The organism is Mesobacillus jeotgali (assembly GCF_002874535.1).
GTDB classification, from domain to species: Bacteria; Bacillota; Bacilli; order Bacillales; family Cytobacillaceae; genus Mesobacillus; species Mesobacillus jeotgali.
On sequence record NZ_CP025025.1, the window covers coordinates 2,837,073 to 2,851,848 of the forward strand.

A 14,776-nucleotide genomic window follows, 5' to 3' on the forward strand; every position below is an offset into this window, starting at 1 on the left:
ATAAGATACTCTACGACTGAAAGCCTGCCATTTAATCAATACCTATAATATCACGATTAAAACTCGTTTTCGAATGGTTTGGTAGCTTCGAACGTTTCGGAAACTTTGCCCTGGTGGTTTTATGGGAAGTTAGGGCGGGGTCAGAAATTTCAACTCATCCTCTTTTTGATTTTGTCCGAAGTAGAGCCAGGTTCGATCATTTCAACGGATCTTCCTTGGCGTTTTGTCCGAAGTAGAGCCAGGTTCGCACATTTCAGCGGCTCCACCTTGGCGTTTTGTCCGAAGTTGAGCCAGGTTTGCACATTTCAACGGCTCTTTCTTGGCGTTTTGTCCGAAGTAGAGCCGGGTTCGCACATTTCAACGGATCTTCCTTGGCGTTTTGTCTGAAGTAGGACCAGGTTCGCTCATTTCAGCCGCTCTACCTTGGCGTTTTGTCCGAAGTAGATCCAGGTTCAGACATTTCAACGGCTCCACCTTGGGGTTTTGTCCGAAGTAGAGCCAGGTTCGTACATTTCAGCCGCTCTACCTTGGGGTTTTGCCTGAAGTAGGACCAGGTTCGAATGTTTTCTCAACCCCCCGTTCGGTTCTTGTCCAAAAGAAAATTGTTTTGATCCAAATCAGAGACTCATGCCCTAATACCGGGCAAAATAAAAAGCCTGCTATCAAAAGCAAGCTATAACGAATTGACTGCGCCCAATCTTTTTAATTGTTCTGTGAGATGTTCGAAGGCTTCCTGGTCCTGGCTGTCCAGTGCTTCATCAATCAAGGTAAGCAGTTTGTCTTTTTGGAATTTTTGAATACTCTCCTCAAGAAATCTCTCTGCTACCATCTTGTCACTTTCACTGATTTGGAGCTGGCCTGGAACATAAGGGTTTTCTTCCAGCACCGCCGCAAACTGGTGGGCTTTGTTTGAAGCATGGAAATTCAATTGGATGTAAATTTCTTCTTCCCTGTTCAAACGAATGTCGTGGAAAGACTTTTCAGCATCTGTCGTCATCACGTTTTCTTTAAAGAACCGGAATGGTACTTCATCCACGCAATGGGTCGACATCACTAATCCCCTTGGACAATATTGTGCATTTTCCACAAAGTGCACTTTTTCCATCAGCTGGTCATGGCTCATCAAGTAGTTAAGGATCCAAACGCATTCCCGCCTTTTAAGCTGGTAATGGTTTAAAAACCAGCGGATAAAATCCTTTTTCTCGTTGACAGATACAGGGGTTGTCATTTTTGAATCCCTCCTCTGCATAACTCAAATTTTTTGTTAAGGTTACTGATTCTCCGTCATGCGGTCCAACAATTCACGGAATTCTTCATTGCCAGGTTCTTTTTCAACTAACTTACTAAAAATTTCGGCGGCGTCGGCCATTTTTCCTTCTTCAATTAAAAAATATCCGTAGTCTGTCAAAAATTCTTTGTTGTCTTTAAAGAAAGTATATGCGAGTTGGTATTTGTTTAATGACTGTGAAAAATCTTCAATTTGCTGGTAAGCAACTGCCTCATCCCAAAGAATTTGTGGTTCCTCTTCTTCTTCGTGGATGTCAGCTGCCCGCACAAGCTCAAGTACATCTTCATAGCGTTCCTGCTTGAGCAGCAGTTTGTTCAGGACAAGGACTCCTTCCATGAACCCTGGATCAATAGCGATTGCTTCACGAAGCAATTTCTCTGCAGCTTCTTCATCAGGAATTTTGAGTGCTAATTTACCACCATAAAAGTATAAATCCTTATTGAACTCATCCTGCTCGATCCCTTGCTTCACAGCATCGTATGCCTCTTCGACCAATTCTTCTCGCTCATAAGCTTTGGCAAGATAGAGGTAAAGGGAATGGTATTCAGGATCAAGGGCTTTTAGTTCCTCAAACTTTTCGATTGCTGTTTTATTATAGCCTGCCTGCAAGGCTGTAAAAGCATAACCGAACAATGTATTAATTTCCAGTTTTTGCTCAAGTGCTTTTTCATAATAATGTAGTGCGTCCTCAAACGATCCGCCTGCGCTTAACGCTTCGGCCATTCGCTGGTTAATGTTCACTCCGCCAATCTCTTCATGGGTCTTAAGCACCGTTTCGTAATACTGGATGGCTTCAACAAGTTTTCCCTGGGAAGCGTACAGCTCACCAAGAGCAAAATCAATGACTGGCTCATCCGGTAAAAGTCTTTTCGCTTCAAGCAGCTTCTTTTCACTCACTTCAAACAGACCTTCCATCTGATACAGGTCAGCCAATAGAAGCAGCGCTTGAGGAAAAGAAGGGTCCTCTTCGTCAACCTTTTCAAGCGAAAGCATTGCCTCTTCCTCTTTGCCCATTTCGATCCGGGTTTCAGCGAGCAAAACATGGAGTTCGCCCTCATCCGGATAATTCTTCAATAAACTTTCGATTAATGCCTCCGTTTCTTCCATGAAACCGAAGCGGAAAAACTCCTCAGAAAGCAGGAATTTTTCTTCGTCACTGCCATTTTCGAGAATTCTTTGATAAGCAGCCATTGCTTTTTCAAGCTGTCCATTTTCGATATAATTTTTTATTTCTTCTACTCCGACCATCTCTATCATCCTATCCTTACTTTAGGCTAATCTATATTTGCCAGTTTGCATACAGCTGTCTAACCAGCAATGCCTTAAGAGTTTTTAGTAGTTGTCTGTAAAAAATCCTGGTGTCTTAATTATAACATTCTCTCCCTTTCCTGGCCGATAATAAACCTCGGTACCCGCGCGAATGACTTTTCCCTTGTCCACAGTCACCATAAGATGCTTCGATTGAAAAAACAGCCCGTGCTCATCACGGTATTTTGTTTCCGGGTTTATAGTATAGAGATTATAGCTGAGTTCTCCGCCACTATGCAGATTTGATTTTTCAGGGAAGATTCCGGTCTTCTTTAAGATTGACCTTGACACTGGGCCTGGATTCGCTAGGTCTTCATACACAGCGGGAACCTTCTCTTTTTTCATCAAATCGCTCCAGACGTTGAGATGCAGCTGCCTCCCTTTTTTATGCTTACTTTCAGGAAAGATTGGTATGATTGGACAGTTATAAGGAAACAGCGCTTCCTTGATCCATCCCCATGGCATCGTTTTCAGAGTGTCTATCTTGTCGATCTCCAGAAAAATCGCTGGGACTTTCATCTTCTTACACTTCCGGATAAATCCCGGATTCAGTAACCGAGGCGGAATGCTGACTCCCAGAACAAAATCGATAGGGCTGTCTAACAAATGACTTTTCGCCTGGTTGAGCTTTTCTTCGAGCTGGCGTTCAAATTGGATCTTTACTGTTGTGAATACAACTGTGCTGCCCTTTAGAATGAAATTATTCAGGTAGTATTCTTTTCTCTCTTTAAAAGATTCTTTAATTGGGAGGTTCGTATCAAAGAGGACATGGGTTGGGGTCATTATATAGTTATCAGCGTCCATCCTCATGTAGTTATAACGTTCAAATTTGGATGTCGTCGATATGATTCGCTGGCCCTCCACCAGCATACTTGTATCTGTGAAAGCTTGTCCCTTCAAGAGATGGACATTATCTATAATGTAAGCCATAAAACCACTCCTTTATCGGTCTTATGACAAACTATGCAGAAATTCCGAGAATATAACGACCGCAGCCCTTTTTAAAGCGAAGGCAACCTTTTAAAAATACAGAAGGCCATCCATTTATCATGACTGGCCTTCAAGACAATTATTTATTTATTTTCGCACCAGTGAATACAAGTCATCAAAAAAACCAGGATAAGAAACGGCGACCGCCTGACTTTGTTCAAGTGTGACATCCCTTTTGCAGAGCAGGGCAGCAATGGAAAGCATCATTCCAATCCGGTGGTCCCCATGTGCTGATACAGTCCCGCCATAAAGGCTTTGTTTCCCCTGTATAATCATGCCATCATCCGTAGCCTCAATGTCTGCTCCAAGTTTCTTGAGTTCATTCACAACAGTATCAATTCGATTTGTTTCCTTAACCTTTAATTCCCCTGCATCCTTAATGACCGTCTTTCCCTCTGCCTGCGTTGCGAGCAAAGCAATGACCGGGATTTCATCGATTAATCGGGGAATCAGATCACCTTCGACTATTGTGCCCCTGAGTTTTGAATGCTTAATTCTTATATCCCCAGCAGGTTCAGCTGATTCACTATCGTATGGCTCGATAATGAAATCTGCTCCCATCGCTCTAAGCACCTCGATTATTCCCGTTCTTGTCGGGTTTAAACCAACATTCCGCAGTATAATCTCACTCCCGGGAACGATTGCGGCCGCCACCAGGAAAAAGGCCGCAGACGAAATGTCACCAGGTACATTTATATGTGTACCCTTTAGCATTTGTCCGCCAGTTACCTTCACAGCATCACCATCACGCTCTACTTTGCCGCCAAACTGATTGATCATGCGCTCAGTATGATCCCTTGTTTTCACTGGCTCAATTACGATTGTCTCACCTTCTGCCTGCAAGCCGGCAAGGAGGATCGCCGACTTCACTTGCGCGCTCGCTACTGGCAGTTCATATGTAATTCCATGCAATTTTTGGCCTTCCACCGTCAGCGGAGTGAATTCCCCATTATTCCTCCCCATAATACTTGCACCCATTTTGCCGAGAGGAAAAGTCACTCTCGTCATTGGCCTTCTGGCAATCGATTCATCACCTTCAAGGGTTGAGGTGAAAGGCAATCCCGAAAGGATTCCCATCATCAATCTGATGGTTGTTCCAGAATTCCCAACATACAGCGTATCCTCAGGCTGATTCAACCCGTCCGCACCATTTCCGGTAACCGTTACATCGCTCCCATTCTGGACAATATCAACGCCTAGCTGGCGGAAGCAGGAGATCGTACTTAAACAGTCTTCTCCGGGCAGAAAGTTTTCGATACGGGTGGTTCCATTTGCAATGGAGCCGAACATGACTGCTCTATGCGAAATTGATTTATCGCCAGGTACTTTAACCTGACCTTCCAAAGTGGTTTTATTTATCAAAAGTGTTTTTACGGACATATTTCTGCTCCTTCAGTCTACTTTCCAAGAGACATATCATAGTCTGTATTTTTTCCGATGCATTCCTTCGCCCTGGCACGGTCTTCAGGTGTCTGGAAGCTGATCACCAGGACGCCGTAGATATCTTCACGAGTTTCTATGATTCTTATATTCGTTATACTGATATTTTCAACTGCCAGGTATCCCGTGATTTCAGATATCACCCCTGGATAGTCGGGAACATCTACGAACAGATCATAAAAACTTGGAATAGCTCCTTTGTCACTTACAGGAAGTCCATCCCTGAAGTTTTTTGCCGAATCAAAGAAATCATAGATGCTATCTCTATCATTAGTCACCAATAATTCTTTTACCCGTCCCATTTCATCCTGCCAGTCAGTTAACAGAGAGATAAGGACTTCACGGTTCTGAATAAGAATATCCCTCCACATCCGCGGACTGCTTGAAGCGATCCGTGTGATATCCCTGAACCCTCCAGCCGCCAGGCGGTTGACAAGAGGATTTCCTGCCTCCGCCCTTGACGCCTGGTGAACAAGGGAAGCAGCTATGATATGCGGAAAATGGCTGACCACCCCTGTTAGATAATCATGCTCTTCGGGTGATACAACGAGGAATTTGGCCCTCGTGCCAGAAAGCCATGCTTTTAGCCGGTCTACCGTCTCACTTCTGACCATTGTATCTGTTGTAAAAAGATAGAATGCATTTTCAAACAGGATTTTCTTCGCTGCAGCTACACCACTTTTATGAGAACCAGCCATTGGATGCCCGCCAATAAAGGCAACTCCTTTTTCTCTCAAGCAGGATGCCTTCATTGAAATGTACCCCTTCGTACTGCCTGTGTCGGTAACAATGACTTCCTCTTTCAGCTGCAATGAAGCTAAAGATTCAATTATGCTTCCTGTGGTCAATACCGGAGTCGCTATAATGATCAAATCCGCCTTCGGAGCTTCCATTTCAATACTTCCAGCTGCCCGGTCAATGACACCCAGCATCATGGCCAGGTCCATTTGATCTTCGTCCGCATCAAAACCGATGAGTTCTGCCCCCGGATGCTGAGCTTTAATACACATCGCCAGAGAGCCGCCAATCAAACCAAGACCAATGATCAATACGCGGCCTTCCATAAGTTCCACATCCTTATTTAGATATTACAGTATCCACATTCAAATATTGTTTGATAACATCAATTACACCTTGATTTTGTTCCTTTGAGCCAATTGTAATCCTTACACAAGTAGGGAATCCGAGTGCTGTCCCGGAACGGACGATATATCCTCTTTCGAGCAGGAATTGAAATACCTCCTGACCGTCCCTTTTAAAGTCAATCAAGATGAAATTCCCCTGTGACGGATAATAACTCAATCCAGCGCTATCACAAAATTGGTAAAATTGCTCTATACCAGCCTGGTTTTCTCTTTTGCATTCTTCAACAAAATCCTGGTCATCAAGTGCCGCAATGGCAGCAGCTTGTGCCAATGAGTTTACATTGAACGGCTCCCTGACAGGCTCAAGTGCTGAAATTGTGTCCTCATGAGCAATTCCATACCCAACCCTGAAGCTTGCAAGCCCGTATATTTTCGAAAAAGTTCTTAGGATAATTAAATTTGAATATTGTCTAAGCAATTTCAAAGAATCATGGTAATCATCCGCGGTCACATATTCGAAGTATGCTTCGTCCAACACGACAAGCACATGACTTGGCACACGTGCCATAAAAGCTGTCAATTCTTCTTCGGTTATATAAACCCCTGTTGGATTATTTGGAGAGCATAACCAGACAACTGTGGTGCGATCATCTACCGCGGCAGCCATTCCATTCAAATCATGCGCACCATTTACCAATGGGATTTCTGTTATTTCACAGCCCTCGATAATACCGTTGTGTTTATATTGTGGAAATGTCGGGGCAGCCATCACAGTTTTTGTCTCAGGTGTTAGCAGACCCCGGGCAATCATCTGGATAATTTCATCTGATCCGTTGCCAAGAATGATTTCCCCTTCTTTTACACCCAGATGGTCGGCCAGATGTGTACGAAGTTCGGTAGCATACCCATCGGGATAAACTGAAAATTTACCAGCATAGCCCACAATTTCGTTTTTTACTTTTTCTGAAGATCCAAACGGATTCTCATTTGACGCCAATTTCACAATCTCTGATAAACCATACTGCCTTTTCACTTCACCAATGGATTTACCGGGCTGGTACGGTTTTAGCTTTAAAAGTTGCTCTTTCCATCTCATCTTATCCACCTCGACTATTCTGTTCTTTAACTCATTATCTAATTAAAGCGATAAAGAAGATGTATTAATCATACACTGTTTGGCGCTCCGGAAAAAGTATAAATTTAAAGATCAGGTCTAAGTTCAGAAGCTCCCTCAAGATAAATGTGCTTGATCTCTTCTTGTGTTTTTTCCGTGTTGAAATGGATCATGACTCTGATACACTTTTGCAGCGAGCCGGGGACGGATAATTCTTGCATGCACATAACTGGAACATAGGTCCAGCCAGCCAAATTCCTTAAGGCCCTTGCCGGAAAGGCTGCATCAACATCATCAGTTGCTGAAATGAAAATTGAAGCAACTTCATCCGGAGCGATATTATTAGAAACGATAGCTTCTTTCAAAAGCCTTTCAGTCGCAGAAATGATTTCCTGCTCATCATTCTCGTTTACTGTAATAGCTCCTCTTACTCCCCTAATCATCTTGCTCCCCCTCTTCTACAAACTTCTTCAGGTTCATCATCAATACATTTTCCTCTATTTCAATGAGCGCAGGAACTCCAATCTTCGCTAGTAAAACGAAACGAATTGTATTGTTTACAGCTTTTTTATCCTGTTTCATTCTCTCTAACAGCTGCACATGAGAAAGGCCGGCTGGGATTGAAGTTTCGTAGCCGAGATTCTTAAGCCAGATTTTGAATGCTTCTATATTAAAATCAAGCCCAAGCAAATGTTTGCTTAACTGAAGGGCAAATAGCATACCTATGGCTACTGCCTCTCCATGAGTCACTTTCCCATAACCTGCTTCAGCTTCGATTGCGTGGCCCAGTGTGTGCCCAAAATTCAAGAAAGCACGGATTCCGGTTTCTTTTTCATCCTCTGCGATAACAGAACCTTTAACTTGAATTCCTCTTGTCAAAAACTCAAGCAATTGTGAGTCATTCATTTTATCCAAAGACTGAATTTCTTCCCTAAGCCAGCAATAGAAGTTTTCATCGCTTATCAACGAGTGCTTGATTACTTCAGCAAAGCCGGACCGGACTTCATGTACAGGAAGTGTCTGGAGGAAATCCAGATCATAAATGACGGCTTCAGGTTGATGGAATGCTCCTATCATGTTCTTGCCTAATGGATGGTTGACCGCAACTTTCCCTCCCACCGCACTGTCATGGGCAAGAATAGTGGTAGGGACTTGTATGAAGCGAATCCCTCTCATATAAGTAGCGGCAACAAATCCTGTTAAATCTCCTACTGCGCCTCCGCCAAAAGAGATGATTAGCGATTTCCTGTCAAGTTTATTTTCAAGCGCTGTAGAAAGGCAATCTTCATATACATCGAAAGTTTTCGCTTGTTCTCCTGATGGGACGATTCTCAAAGTAATCCCTTCAAGAGCAGTATGTTCATGGAATGAATCAAGGTGATGCTTTGCCACTGTATCATCAGTAATGACCATGATAGATGTGTAACTGTCTTCAGCATCTTGAATAATACCGCGTAATAGCTGAATAGCACCTTTTCCGATGTGTACTGGATAGGATTTTGTGCTTGTATGGATATTCACTAGCTGCATCTTTAAAAATCCCTCGCAGTCCTTCTCTGCTCTTCGATTGATGCCTTCAGTGTTTCAAATCGATCCGCATAGAATTGATCTACGATAGCAGAGGCAAGCTCCCAGGCAACAACGCTTTCAGCAACCACTGCTGCTGCAGGGACAGCACATGCATCAGAGCGTTCAATGCTCGCTGCAAAAGGTTCCTTTGACTCGATATCGACACTCATCAATGGCTTATAAAGAGTCGGGATTGGTTTCATTACCCCACGGACAACAATTGGCATGCCCGTTGTCATGCCGCCTTCAAGCCCTCCAAGCCGGTTTGTTTTCCGGTAGTATCCTCGCCCCTCTTCCCAGGCTATCTCATCATGTACCTGGCTGCCGGGCCTACTGGCAGCTTCGAAACCGATCCCAATCTCAACTCCTTTGAAAGCATTGATGCTCATAATGGCACCAGCAAGCTTACCATCAAGCTTGCGGTCATAATGAACATAGCTGCCCACTCCAGCGGGCATTCCCTCTGCAATCACCTCGACAACACCGCCAATAGAGTCTCCATTTTGCTTAGCGTCATCAATTGCTGCCATCATTTTCGTTCCTGCATCAGGATCGAAGCATCTGACTGGAGAAGCTTCTGTTATTTCTTTAAGTTGTTCGAGTGATGTGAAGTCTTGTTTTTCGGCTTTCACCCCGCCGATTTCAACTACATGGGCAACCAACTCGATACCCAGCAGCGACAGCAGTTTTTTCGCAGCAGCACCTGCTGCGACTCTGACAGTCGTTTCTCGGGCAGATGAACGTTCAAGAACATTTCTCATATCTCGATGTCCATATTTAATCGCGCCGTTTAAGTCTGCGTGACCAGGACGGGGACGGGAAATTATCCTTTTCACTTCATCAGCAGATTGGTCATCGAGCGGTTCCTGGCCCATAATCCCGGTCCAATGTTTCCAATCATTATTCTCAACAACCAAGGCTATCGGCGAACCCAATGTCTGTCCGTGCCGAATACCTGAAGTGATCTGCACCTGATCCTTTTCGATTTGCATCCTTCTTCCGCGTCCATAGCCTTTCTGCCGGCGCGCAAGCTCCTTGTTTATATCTTCTGCTACTAGAGGCATGCCTGCTGGCATCCCCTCTATAATGGTTGTTAGCTGCGGTCCATGTGATTCTCCCGCTGTTAAATATCTCATATACTTTCTCCCTTCAACTCGCTAAAGGATTTGTTTTACTATATCATACAGTTCAACAGAAATAAATTAAAAATTTCGAAATATGTATTATTCCTTTTCAAGAATGAAGTCATTTTATCATGAAGCATGTTGACTCGCAAAAAACTATCTTCCGTTACCCCAGCCTTAACACCTCACCTGCAGTAATTAAATCCCATACATTCGGAAAAAAAGCAAGAAGGAGCACGGAATCCCGGCTCCTTCATTTATTTTTTCCTGTAAAAGAAAGTATCTGCAGTTTCAAAATCATATGTTCCAGGGTTGAAGATCTGTTCAGTGCTACCAACAAACAGAATTCCTCCAGGCCTTAATGCCTGGCTGAATTTATGGTAAATGCTTTCCTTGGCCTCTTCGGTAAAATAAATGAGGACATTCCTGCAGACAATCAGGTCAAATGGACCTCCGAAACGATCGGCAAGCAAATTTTGCTTTTTAAACGTAACCGTCTTCTTAATGTCATCTTCCACCGTATAATAGGAACCTTCCTGCCGAAAAAATTTTCCAACCATTTCCCTAGGGGCCTCATTCAGCGATCTTTCTGCATAAACTCCGCGCCTTGCTTTGGCCAGAACGTTGTCATCAATATCCGTCGCCAGGACCTGGATTCTCGATAATGGCATATGTTTTGACAGAACCATCGCCAAAGTATAAGGCTCTTCTCCAGTGGAGCAAGCTGCACTCCAGATTTTCGGGTTCGGGTTTCTGCTTAACAACTCAGGAACTATCGATTTATCGAGGACCTCCCACCTTTTAGCGTTTCTATAAAACTCGGATACATTGATTGTCATCCGATCCAGAAATTCGTTCATGAGCTGCTGGTCTTTATCAAGTACCTGAAAGAATTCCTTGAAAGATGAGTACCCTTTCTTTTGATAGAGTGAAGTCAATCTTCTTTTCATCTGGGCTTCTTTGTATAGAGCAAGGTTTATACCTGTCTTTTGGTGGATTCTCGAGATAAAGTGTTCGTAGTCTTGCGGCATCATTTTGCTCCTTATTTTTACTAGAAAAAGTTGGACATTTTCATTATATCGAAAAATAGGATTTGGGTGATATATTTTTTTTGATATAACCGGGAAGCTTACCAATCTTCCTTAAAAGGTTCTGAAAAAGAAAAAGGACACTTGCTTTTCACAAGTGTCCGGAGTTTATTTAACAGAATACGTTTACGCTTTTCTTATTAGTAAACCCACTCGTTGATTAATTTGCTGTATTCAGCAAGTTCTTCTTGCTTGAAGAATAGTCCAATTTCACGCTCAGCGCTTTCTGGTGAGTCAGAACCGTGGATTACGTTCTTTCCAACAGTAACGCCGAAGTCTCCGCGAATTGTTCCAGGAGCTGCATCTTTAGGGTTCGTAGCACCCATCATCTGGCGTGCAGTAGAAATCACATTCTCTCCCTGCCATACCATAGCGAATACTGGGCCTGAAGTGATGAAGTCTACCAATTCACCGAAGAATGGACGCTCTTTATGTTCGCCGTAATGCTCTTCAGCAAGTTCTCTAGGGATGTTCATAAGTTTTGCTCCAACTAGCTGGAAGCCTTTCTTTTCAAAACGAGCTACAACTTCACCGATCAGGTTACGCTGTACTCCGTCAGGTTTCACCATCAAATAAGTCTTTTCCATGAGTTCCACTCCTAATTCATATATGTATGTGAACCGCTTACAAAAGCAACCCTTAGAAATAGTATCATTTTTTTGAAAAATTCGCAACTTGCTAATACTTGCGTTTTCCAATGAATTTAGCGATATCGCGCAATGACTTCTTAGCCTTATTAGATGGAAGCTCTTCTAGGACTTCAAGAGCTTTATCCAGGTAACGGTCACTGATTGCCAGTGATTTTTCAATCGCACCTGAATCCTGGACAAGCTTAAGAATTTCATTAAGCTCTTCTCTCGCCATGCCTTCATGGACAGTCTGGATTCGGTTCTTAATAGATTCATCCTGCATTGCATACAAAACTGGAAGAGTTATATTCCCCTGGAGAAGATCTCCGCCAGCCGGCTTTCCAAGCTCCTTTTCTGTCCCCGTAAAATCCAGCACATCATCAGTAATCTGGAAGGACATGCCGACATAGTAGCCAAACTTATACAATTTACGATGGTCCTGCTCTGGAACACCTGCCACCACGGCACCCAGCTGGCAGCTCGCGGCAATAAGAAGAGCCGTCTTCCGCTTGATCCGCAGTAAATAATTACGCAGATTTTGATCAAAATTATATTTATCTTTTATTTGTTCGATTTCCCCAACACTAAGTTCGACTATAGTATCAGAGAGAATCTGGTGTGCCTTCGGATTTTCAATGTCAGTCATAAGCTCCAGTGCCCTGGCAAAAATGTAATCCCCAGTATACATCGCAATCCTGTTATCCCATTTCGCTTTGATTGTCGCCTGCCCTCTGCGCAATTCAGCATCGTCGATGACGTCATCGTGTACAAGGGAGGCCATATGGATAAGCTCCAGGGAGACTGCGACATCCTTGATGATTTCAATATCATAATTTCCAAATTTACCACCAAGGAGAACAAAAACGGGCCTGATCCGTTTCCCACCAGCCTTAAGCAAATGAAGACTCGCCTGTCTGAGCAGCTGAGAATCCGCCTGGATTGCTTCTTCCAGCTCTCTTTCAATCAATGTCAAATCAGAATTCAAATATGTATATAATAGCTTCATCTTCATATTTATCCACCCAGCTTTTACATCCTAGATATACATTTATGCAACTGCAACATTTTCCTTTCCGCAGCATCAATGCAATCAGGAGATTTCTTATATGCTTGGAGCTTTCCATCCTGCCCAGCTAATAGATTACTTTCTTTTGGAACCAACCTGTATACAGGTCACTCTGTTAATACGCTACGAAGCACAATACTAAATAAAACGGCTGACCTTCCTTGCCGAGCGAAAAAGAAAAGGGCAGCCATCTTCTATTGAATATAGTATCGGAATGTACATTCACCTGAAAGAATGGTCCAGTTTCAGCATTGCCAGCCTTCAACCTTGAAACGGCTTCGATTATCGAGAGAAGCCAATCCAAGTTTACCAGTACGCTGGCACTTTTCTTATTTGCGGCCGATATGTACGGCTGCAACTCCACCGCTATACGGTTTATATTCAACGTTCACGAACCCTGCCTCAGAGAACATTTTCGCTAGTTCTTTCATGCCTGGGAAATCCTTTGCGGATTCCTGGAGCCAGGAATACTCATCATAGCTCTTCGCGAACAGTTTGCCGAACATCGGCATGATAAACCTGAAGTACAATCGGTAAGCCTGCTTAAAACCAGGCATTGTAGGCTGGGAAGTTTCCAGGCATACTGCCATACCTCCAGGCTTTAGGACTCTGTACATTTCACGAAGCACCTGATTGTAATCAGGGACATTCCTCAAACCAAAACCAATTGTGACATAGTCAAAGCTATTATCCTCAAATGGGAGCTCCATTGCGTTACCATGGATTAGTGCTGCCTGGTCCAAATTGCGGGCCTGCAATTTCTCTTCGCCAATCTTCAGCATATTTTTGCTGAAATCAAGTCCCACCACTTCGCCATCTTTTCCTGCTGCTTCTGCAAGCGCAATTGTCCAATCAGCGGTGCCACAACACACATCAAGTGCTTTGGCTCCTTTTGGGACATTCATCTTTTTCATTGTGTCATTGCGCCATTTAATATGCTGCTGAAAACTGATGACAGAATTCATCTGGTCATAATTTTCATAGATTTTTTCAAAGACTCCATGAACACGTTGTTCTTTCGATTGCTGCATTGCATTACCCTTCTTCCGCGAAATTTTTAGACATGGTCTGGTGCTGCCCGGAGATAAGGTCTAACCGTTCTATCAGCAAGCTGTTCATCCCTGGCAGCTTCTTTAACGCCGCATTAATCTTCGTCATTGAAAATTCAATATATCGTGTGCAAATTGTTAAAAGGTATTTTTGCTGTTCAGAAGAAATTTCAGTTGTGCTCTGGTCTATTTTTGGTAAAGCAACTTTTTTCAGCGCATTGAAAACCAGCGAACTACCGTTTTTAATGAACTTTGTTTCTTCAGCTAGCATCCTCTTGACAAAAAGCCAATTAGAAGCGAATTCAAACCATTCAGCCGCATCAAAATGATCAGCGACCTTGCCTAAAAGAGACGATTCGATTAATTTTACACTTTCCATTAGTTTATCAATCGCTTCAGTTTCTTTTTGATAGAGCGAAATTTTGTGCTCATTGACTTCTTTTACACCTGAAGCCAATCGCTTGATCATTTCTATATCATCCATATCAGCCAGCAGCTTGTAATATAGTCCGCTGAAATAAATTCCAGCCAGAACTGTCAACTGGCGGCGCTTATGGGTTTCATCCTCTTCACCTGGTTGTGAATTGTGGACATGCTCATGGGTATCAAGGGCGATTTGCAGGAGCATTGCGGTCACAGTGTAATTCTTTGCTCTATCCTGATCTACCTCCTGCTGTTCCAGCAAGTAAGTAAGTAACAAGAGCCGGTCATCATCTATAAAAGGAGATTCTACATGCTCCCGCAAATAAGGATGTGAAAGTTTTTCGAGAAGAAGCTCTCTGGTGCCGTCTAATTTGTTTTGTAAATCTAGCAAATAAATCACCCTTGTTCCCCTTATTTATGTTGGATTGCCGGCGACATTGTTCAATCAGGAAAGCCAGCATTATACAGATAGCTGGTCGTCTCTAAAACAGACATAAAAAAAGCGCCTAAATATCTAGTTTGCAGTTGTACCGAACATTCCAAGGCAGTGACAATTATATCACAAATAGTGAAAACATGAACGAGATATTATAAATTAAACAC

General features: G+C 43.2%; 14 protein-coding genes. All 14 read right to left on the reverse strand.

The genetic code is table 11. The annotated features are described in order from the left end of the window. Positions 1-673: 673 nt before the first annotated feature. A complete protein-coding gene (locus tag CD004_RS14400) occupies positions 674-1,228 on the reverse strand; it encodes a ReoY family proteolytic degradation factor (RefSeq protein ID WP_102263398.1) in 555 nt (184 codons plus the stop codon). A gap of 42 nt (positions 1,229-1,270) precedes the next feature. Continuing rightward, the gene (locus CD004_RS14405) at positions 1,271-2,536 is read right to left on the reverse strand and encodes a tetratricopeptide repeat protein (RefSeq protein WP_102263399.1); all 1,266 of its coding nucleotides are present in this window, start codon (positions 2,534-2,536) and stop codon (positions 1,271-1,273) included. Between the two features lie 84 nt (positions 2,537-2,620). Beyond that, positions 2,621-3,526, reverse strand: coding sequence for a hypothetical protein (locus CD004_RS14410; RefSeq protein ID WP_102263400.1), 906 nt, complete (start codon positions 3,524-3,526; stop codon positions 2,621-2,623). A 147-nt stretch (positions 3,527-3,673) separates the two neighbouring features. Next, the gene (gene aroA / locus CD004_RS14415; protein WP_102263401.1) at positions 3,674-4,966 is read right to left on the reverse strand and encodes a 3-phosphoshikimate 1-carboxyvinyltransferase; all 1,293 of its coding nucleotides are present in this window, start codon (positions 4,964-4,966) and stop codon (positions 3,674-3,676) included. A 17-nt stretch (positions 4,967-4,983) separates the two neighbouring features. Continuing rightward, positions 4,984-6,090: a prephenate dehydrogenase gene (locus tag CD004_RS14420; protein WP_102263402.1), complete on the reverse strand. Its 1,107-nt coding sequence runs from the start codon at positions 6,088-6,090 to the stop codon at positions 4,984-4,986. Positions 6,091-6,103: 13 nt separating this feature from the next. Further along, positions 6,104-7,207, reverse strand: coding sequence for a histidinol-phosphate transaminase (gene hisC / locus CD004_RS14425; protein WP_102263403.1), 1,104 nt, complete (start codon positions 7,205-7,207; stop codon positions 6,104-6,106). 104 nt (positions 7,208-7,311) lie between these two features. Next, positions 7,312-7,668 carry a chorismate mutase gene (aroH, locus tag CD004_RS14430; RefSeq protein ID WP_102263404.1) on the reverse strand — a complete coding sequence of 119 codons (357 nt, stop codon included), beginning with the start codon at positions 7,666-7,668 and terminating at the stop codon, positions 7,312-7,314. Then, entirely contained in the window at positions 7,661-8,755 is a 1,095-nt protein-coding gene (gene aroB / locus CD004_RS14435) for a 3-dehydroquinate synthase (RefSeq protein WP_102263405.1), read from the reverse strand. The genes aroH and aroB overlap by 8 nt, the downstream gene beginning before the upstream one ends. A gap of 2 nt (positions 8,756-8,757) precedes the next feature. After that, a complete protein-coding gene (gene aroC, locus CD004_RS14440; RefSeq protein WP_102263406.1) occupies positions 8,758-9,930 on the reverse strand; it encodes a chorismate synthase in 1,173 nt (390 codons plus the stop codon). A gap of 245 nt (positions 9,931-10,175) precedes the next feature. Next, positions 10,176-10,949 (reverse strand): CheR family methyltransferase, encoded by a 774-nt coding sequence (locus tag CD004_RS14445; protein WP_102263407.1) that lies wholly within the window; start codon positions 10,947-10,949, stop codon positions 10,176-10,178. A gap of 197 nt (positions 10,950-11,146) precedes the next feature. Next, entirely contained in the window at positions 11,147-11,593 is a 447-nt protein-coding gene (ndk, locus tag CD004_RS14450; RefSeq protein ID WP_102263408.1) for a nucleoside-diphosphate kinase, read from the reverse strand. Positions 11,594-11,684: 91 nt separating this feature from the next. Next, positions 11,685-12,647, reverse strand: coding sequence for a heptaprenyl diphosphate synthase component II (gene hepT / locus CD004_RS14455; protein ID WP_102263409.1), 963 nt, complete (start codon positions 12,645-12,647; stop codon positions 11,685-11,687). Positions 12,648-13,030: 383 nt separating this feature from the next. Continuing rightward, positions 13,031-13,732, reverse strand: coding sequence for a demethylmenaquinone methyltransferase (locus CD004_RS14460; protein WP_102263410.1), 702 nt, complete (start codon positions 13,730-13,732; stop codon positions 13,031-13,033). A gap of 4 nt (positions 13,733-13,736) precedes the next feature. Then, positions 13,737-14,573 (reverse strand): heptaprenyl diphosphate synthase component 1, encoded by an 837-nt coding sequence (locus CD004_RS14465; RefSeq protein WP_226677008.1) that lies wholly within the window; start codon positions 14,571-14,573, stop codon positions 13,737-13,739. Positions 14,574-14,776 lie beyond the last annotated feature (203 nt).

Bases quoted from the DNA above. Each gene is read 5' to 3' on its own strand.
- CD004_RS14400 (WP_102263398.1), bottom strand. From the start codon at position 1,228: ATGACAACCCCTGTATCTGTCAACGAGAAAAAGGATTTTATCCGCTGG.
- CD004_RS14405 (WP_102263399.1), bottom strand. From the start codon at position 2,536: ATGGTCGGAGTAGAAGAAATAAAAAATTATATCGAAAATGGACAGCTT.
- CD004_RS14410 (WP_102263400.1), bottom strand. From the start codon at position 3,526: ATGGCTTACATTATAGATAATGTCCATCTCTTGAAGGGACAAGCTTTC.
- aroA (WP_102263401.1), bottom strand. From the start codon at position 4,966: ATGTCCGTAAAAACACTTTTGATAAATAAAACCACTTTGGAAGGTCAG.
- CD004_RS14420 (WP_102263402.1), bottom strand. From the start codon at position 6,090: ATGGAAGGCCGCGTATTGATCATTGGTCTTGGTTTGATTGGCGGCTCT.
- hisC (WP_102263403.1), bottom strand. From the start codon at position 7,207: ATGAGATGGAAAGAGCAACTTTTAAAGCTAAAACCGTACCAGCCCGGT.
- aroH (WP_102263404.1), bottom strand. From the start codon at position 7,668: ATGATTAGGGGAGTAAGAGGAGCTATTACAGTAAACGAGAATGATGAG.
- aroB (WP_102263405.1), bottom strand. From the start codon at position 8,755: ATGCAGCTAGTGAATATCCATACAAGCACAAAATCCTATCCAGTACAC.
- aroC (WP_102263406.1), bottom strand. From the start codon at position 9,930: ATGAGATATTTAACAGCGGGAGAATCACATGGACCGCAGCTAACAACC.
- CD004_RS14445 (WP_102263407.1), bottom strand. From the start codon at position 10,949: ATGCCGCAAGACTACGAACACTTTATCTCGAGAATCCACCAAAAGACA.
- ndk (WP_102263408.1), bottom strand. From the start codon at position 11,593: ATGGAAAAGACTTATTTGATGGTGAAACCTGACGGAGTACAGCGTAAC.
- hepT (WP_102263409.1), bottom strand. From the start codon at position 12,647: ATGAAGATGAAGCTATTATATACATATTTGAATTCTGATTTGACATTG.
- CD004_RS14460 (WP_102263410.1), bottom strand. From the start codon at position 13,732: ATGCAGCAATCGAAAGAACAACGTGTTCATGGAGTCTTTGAAAAAATC.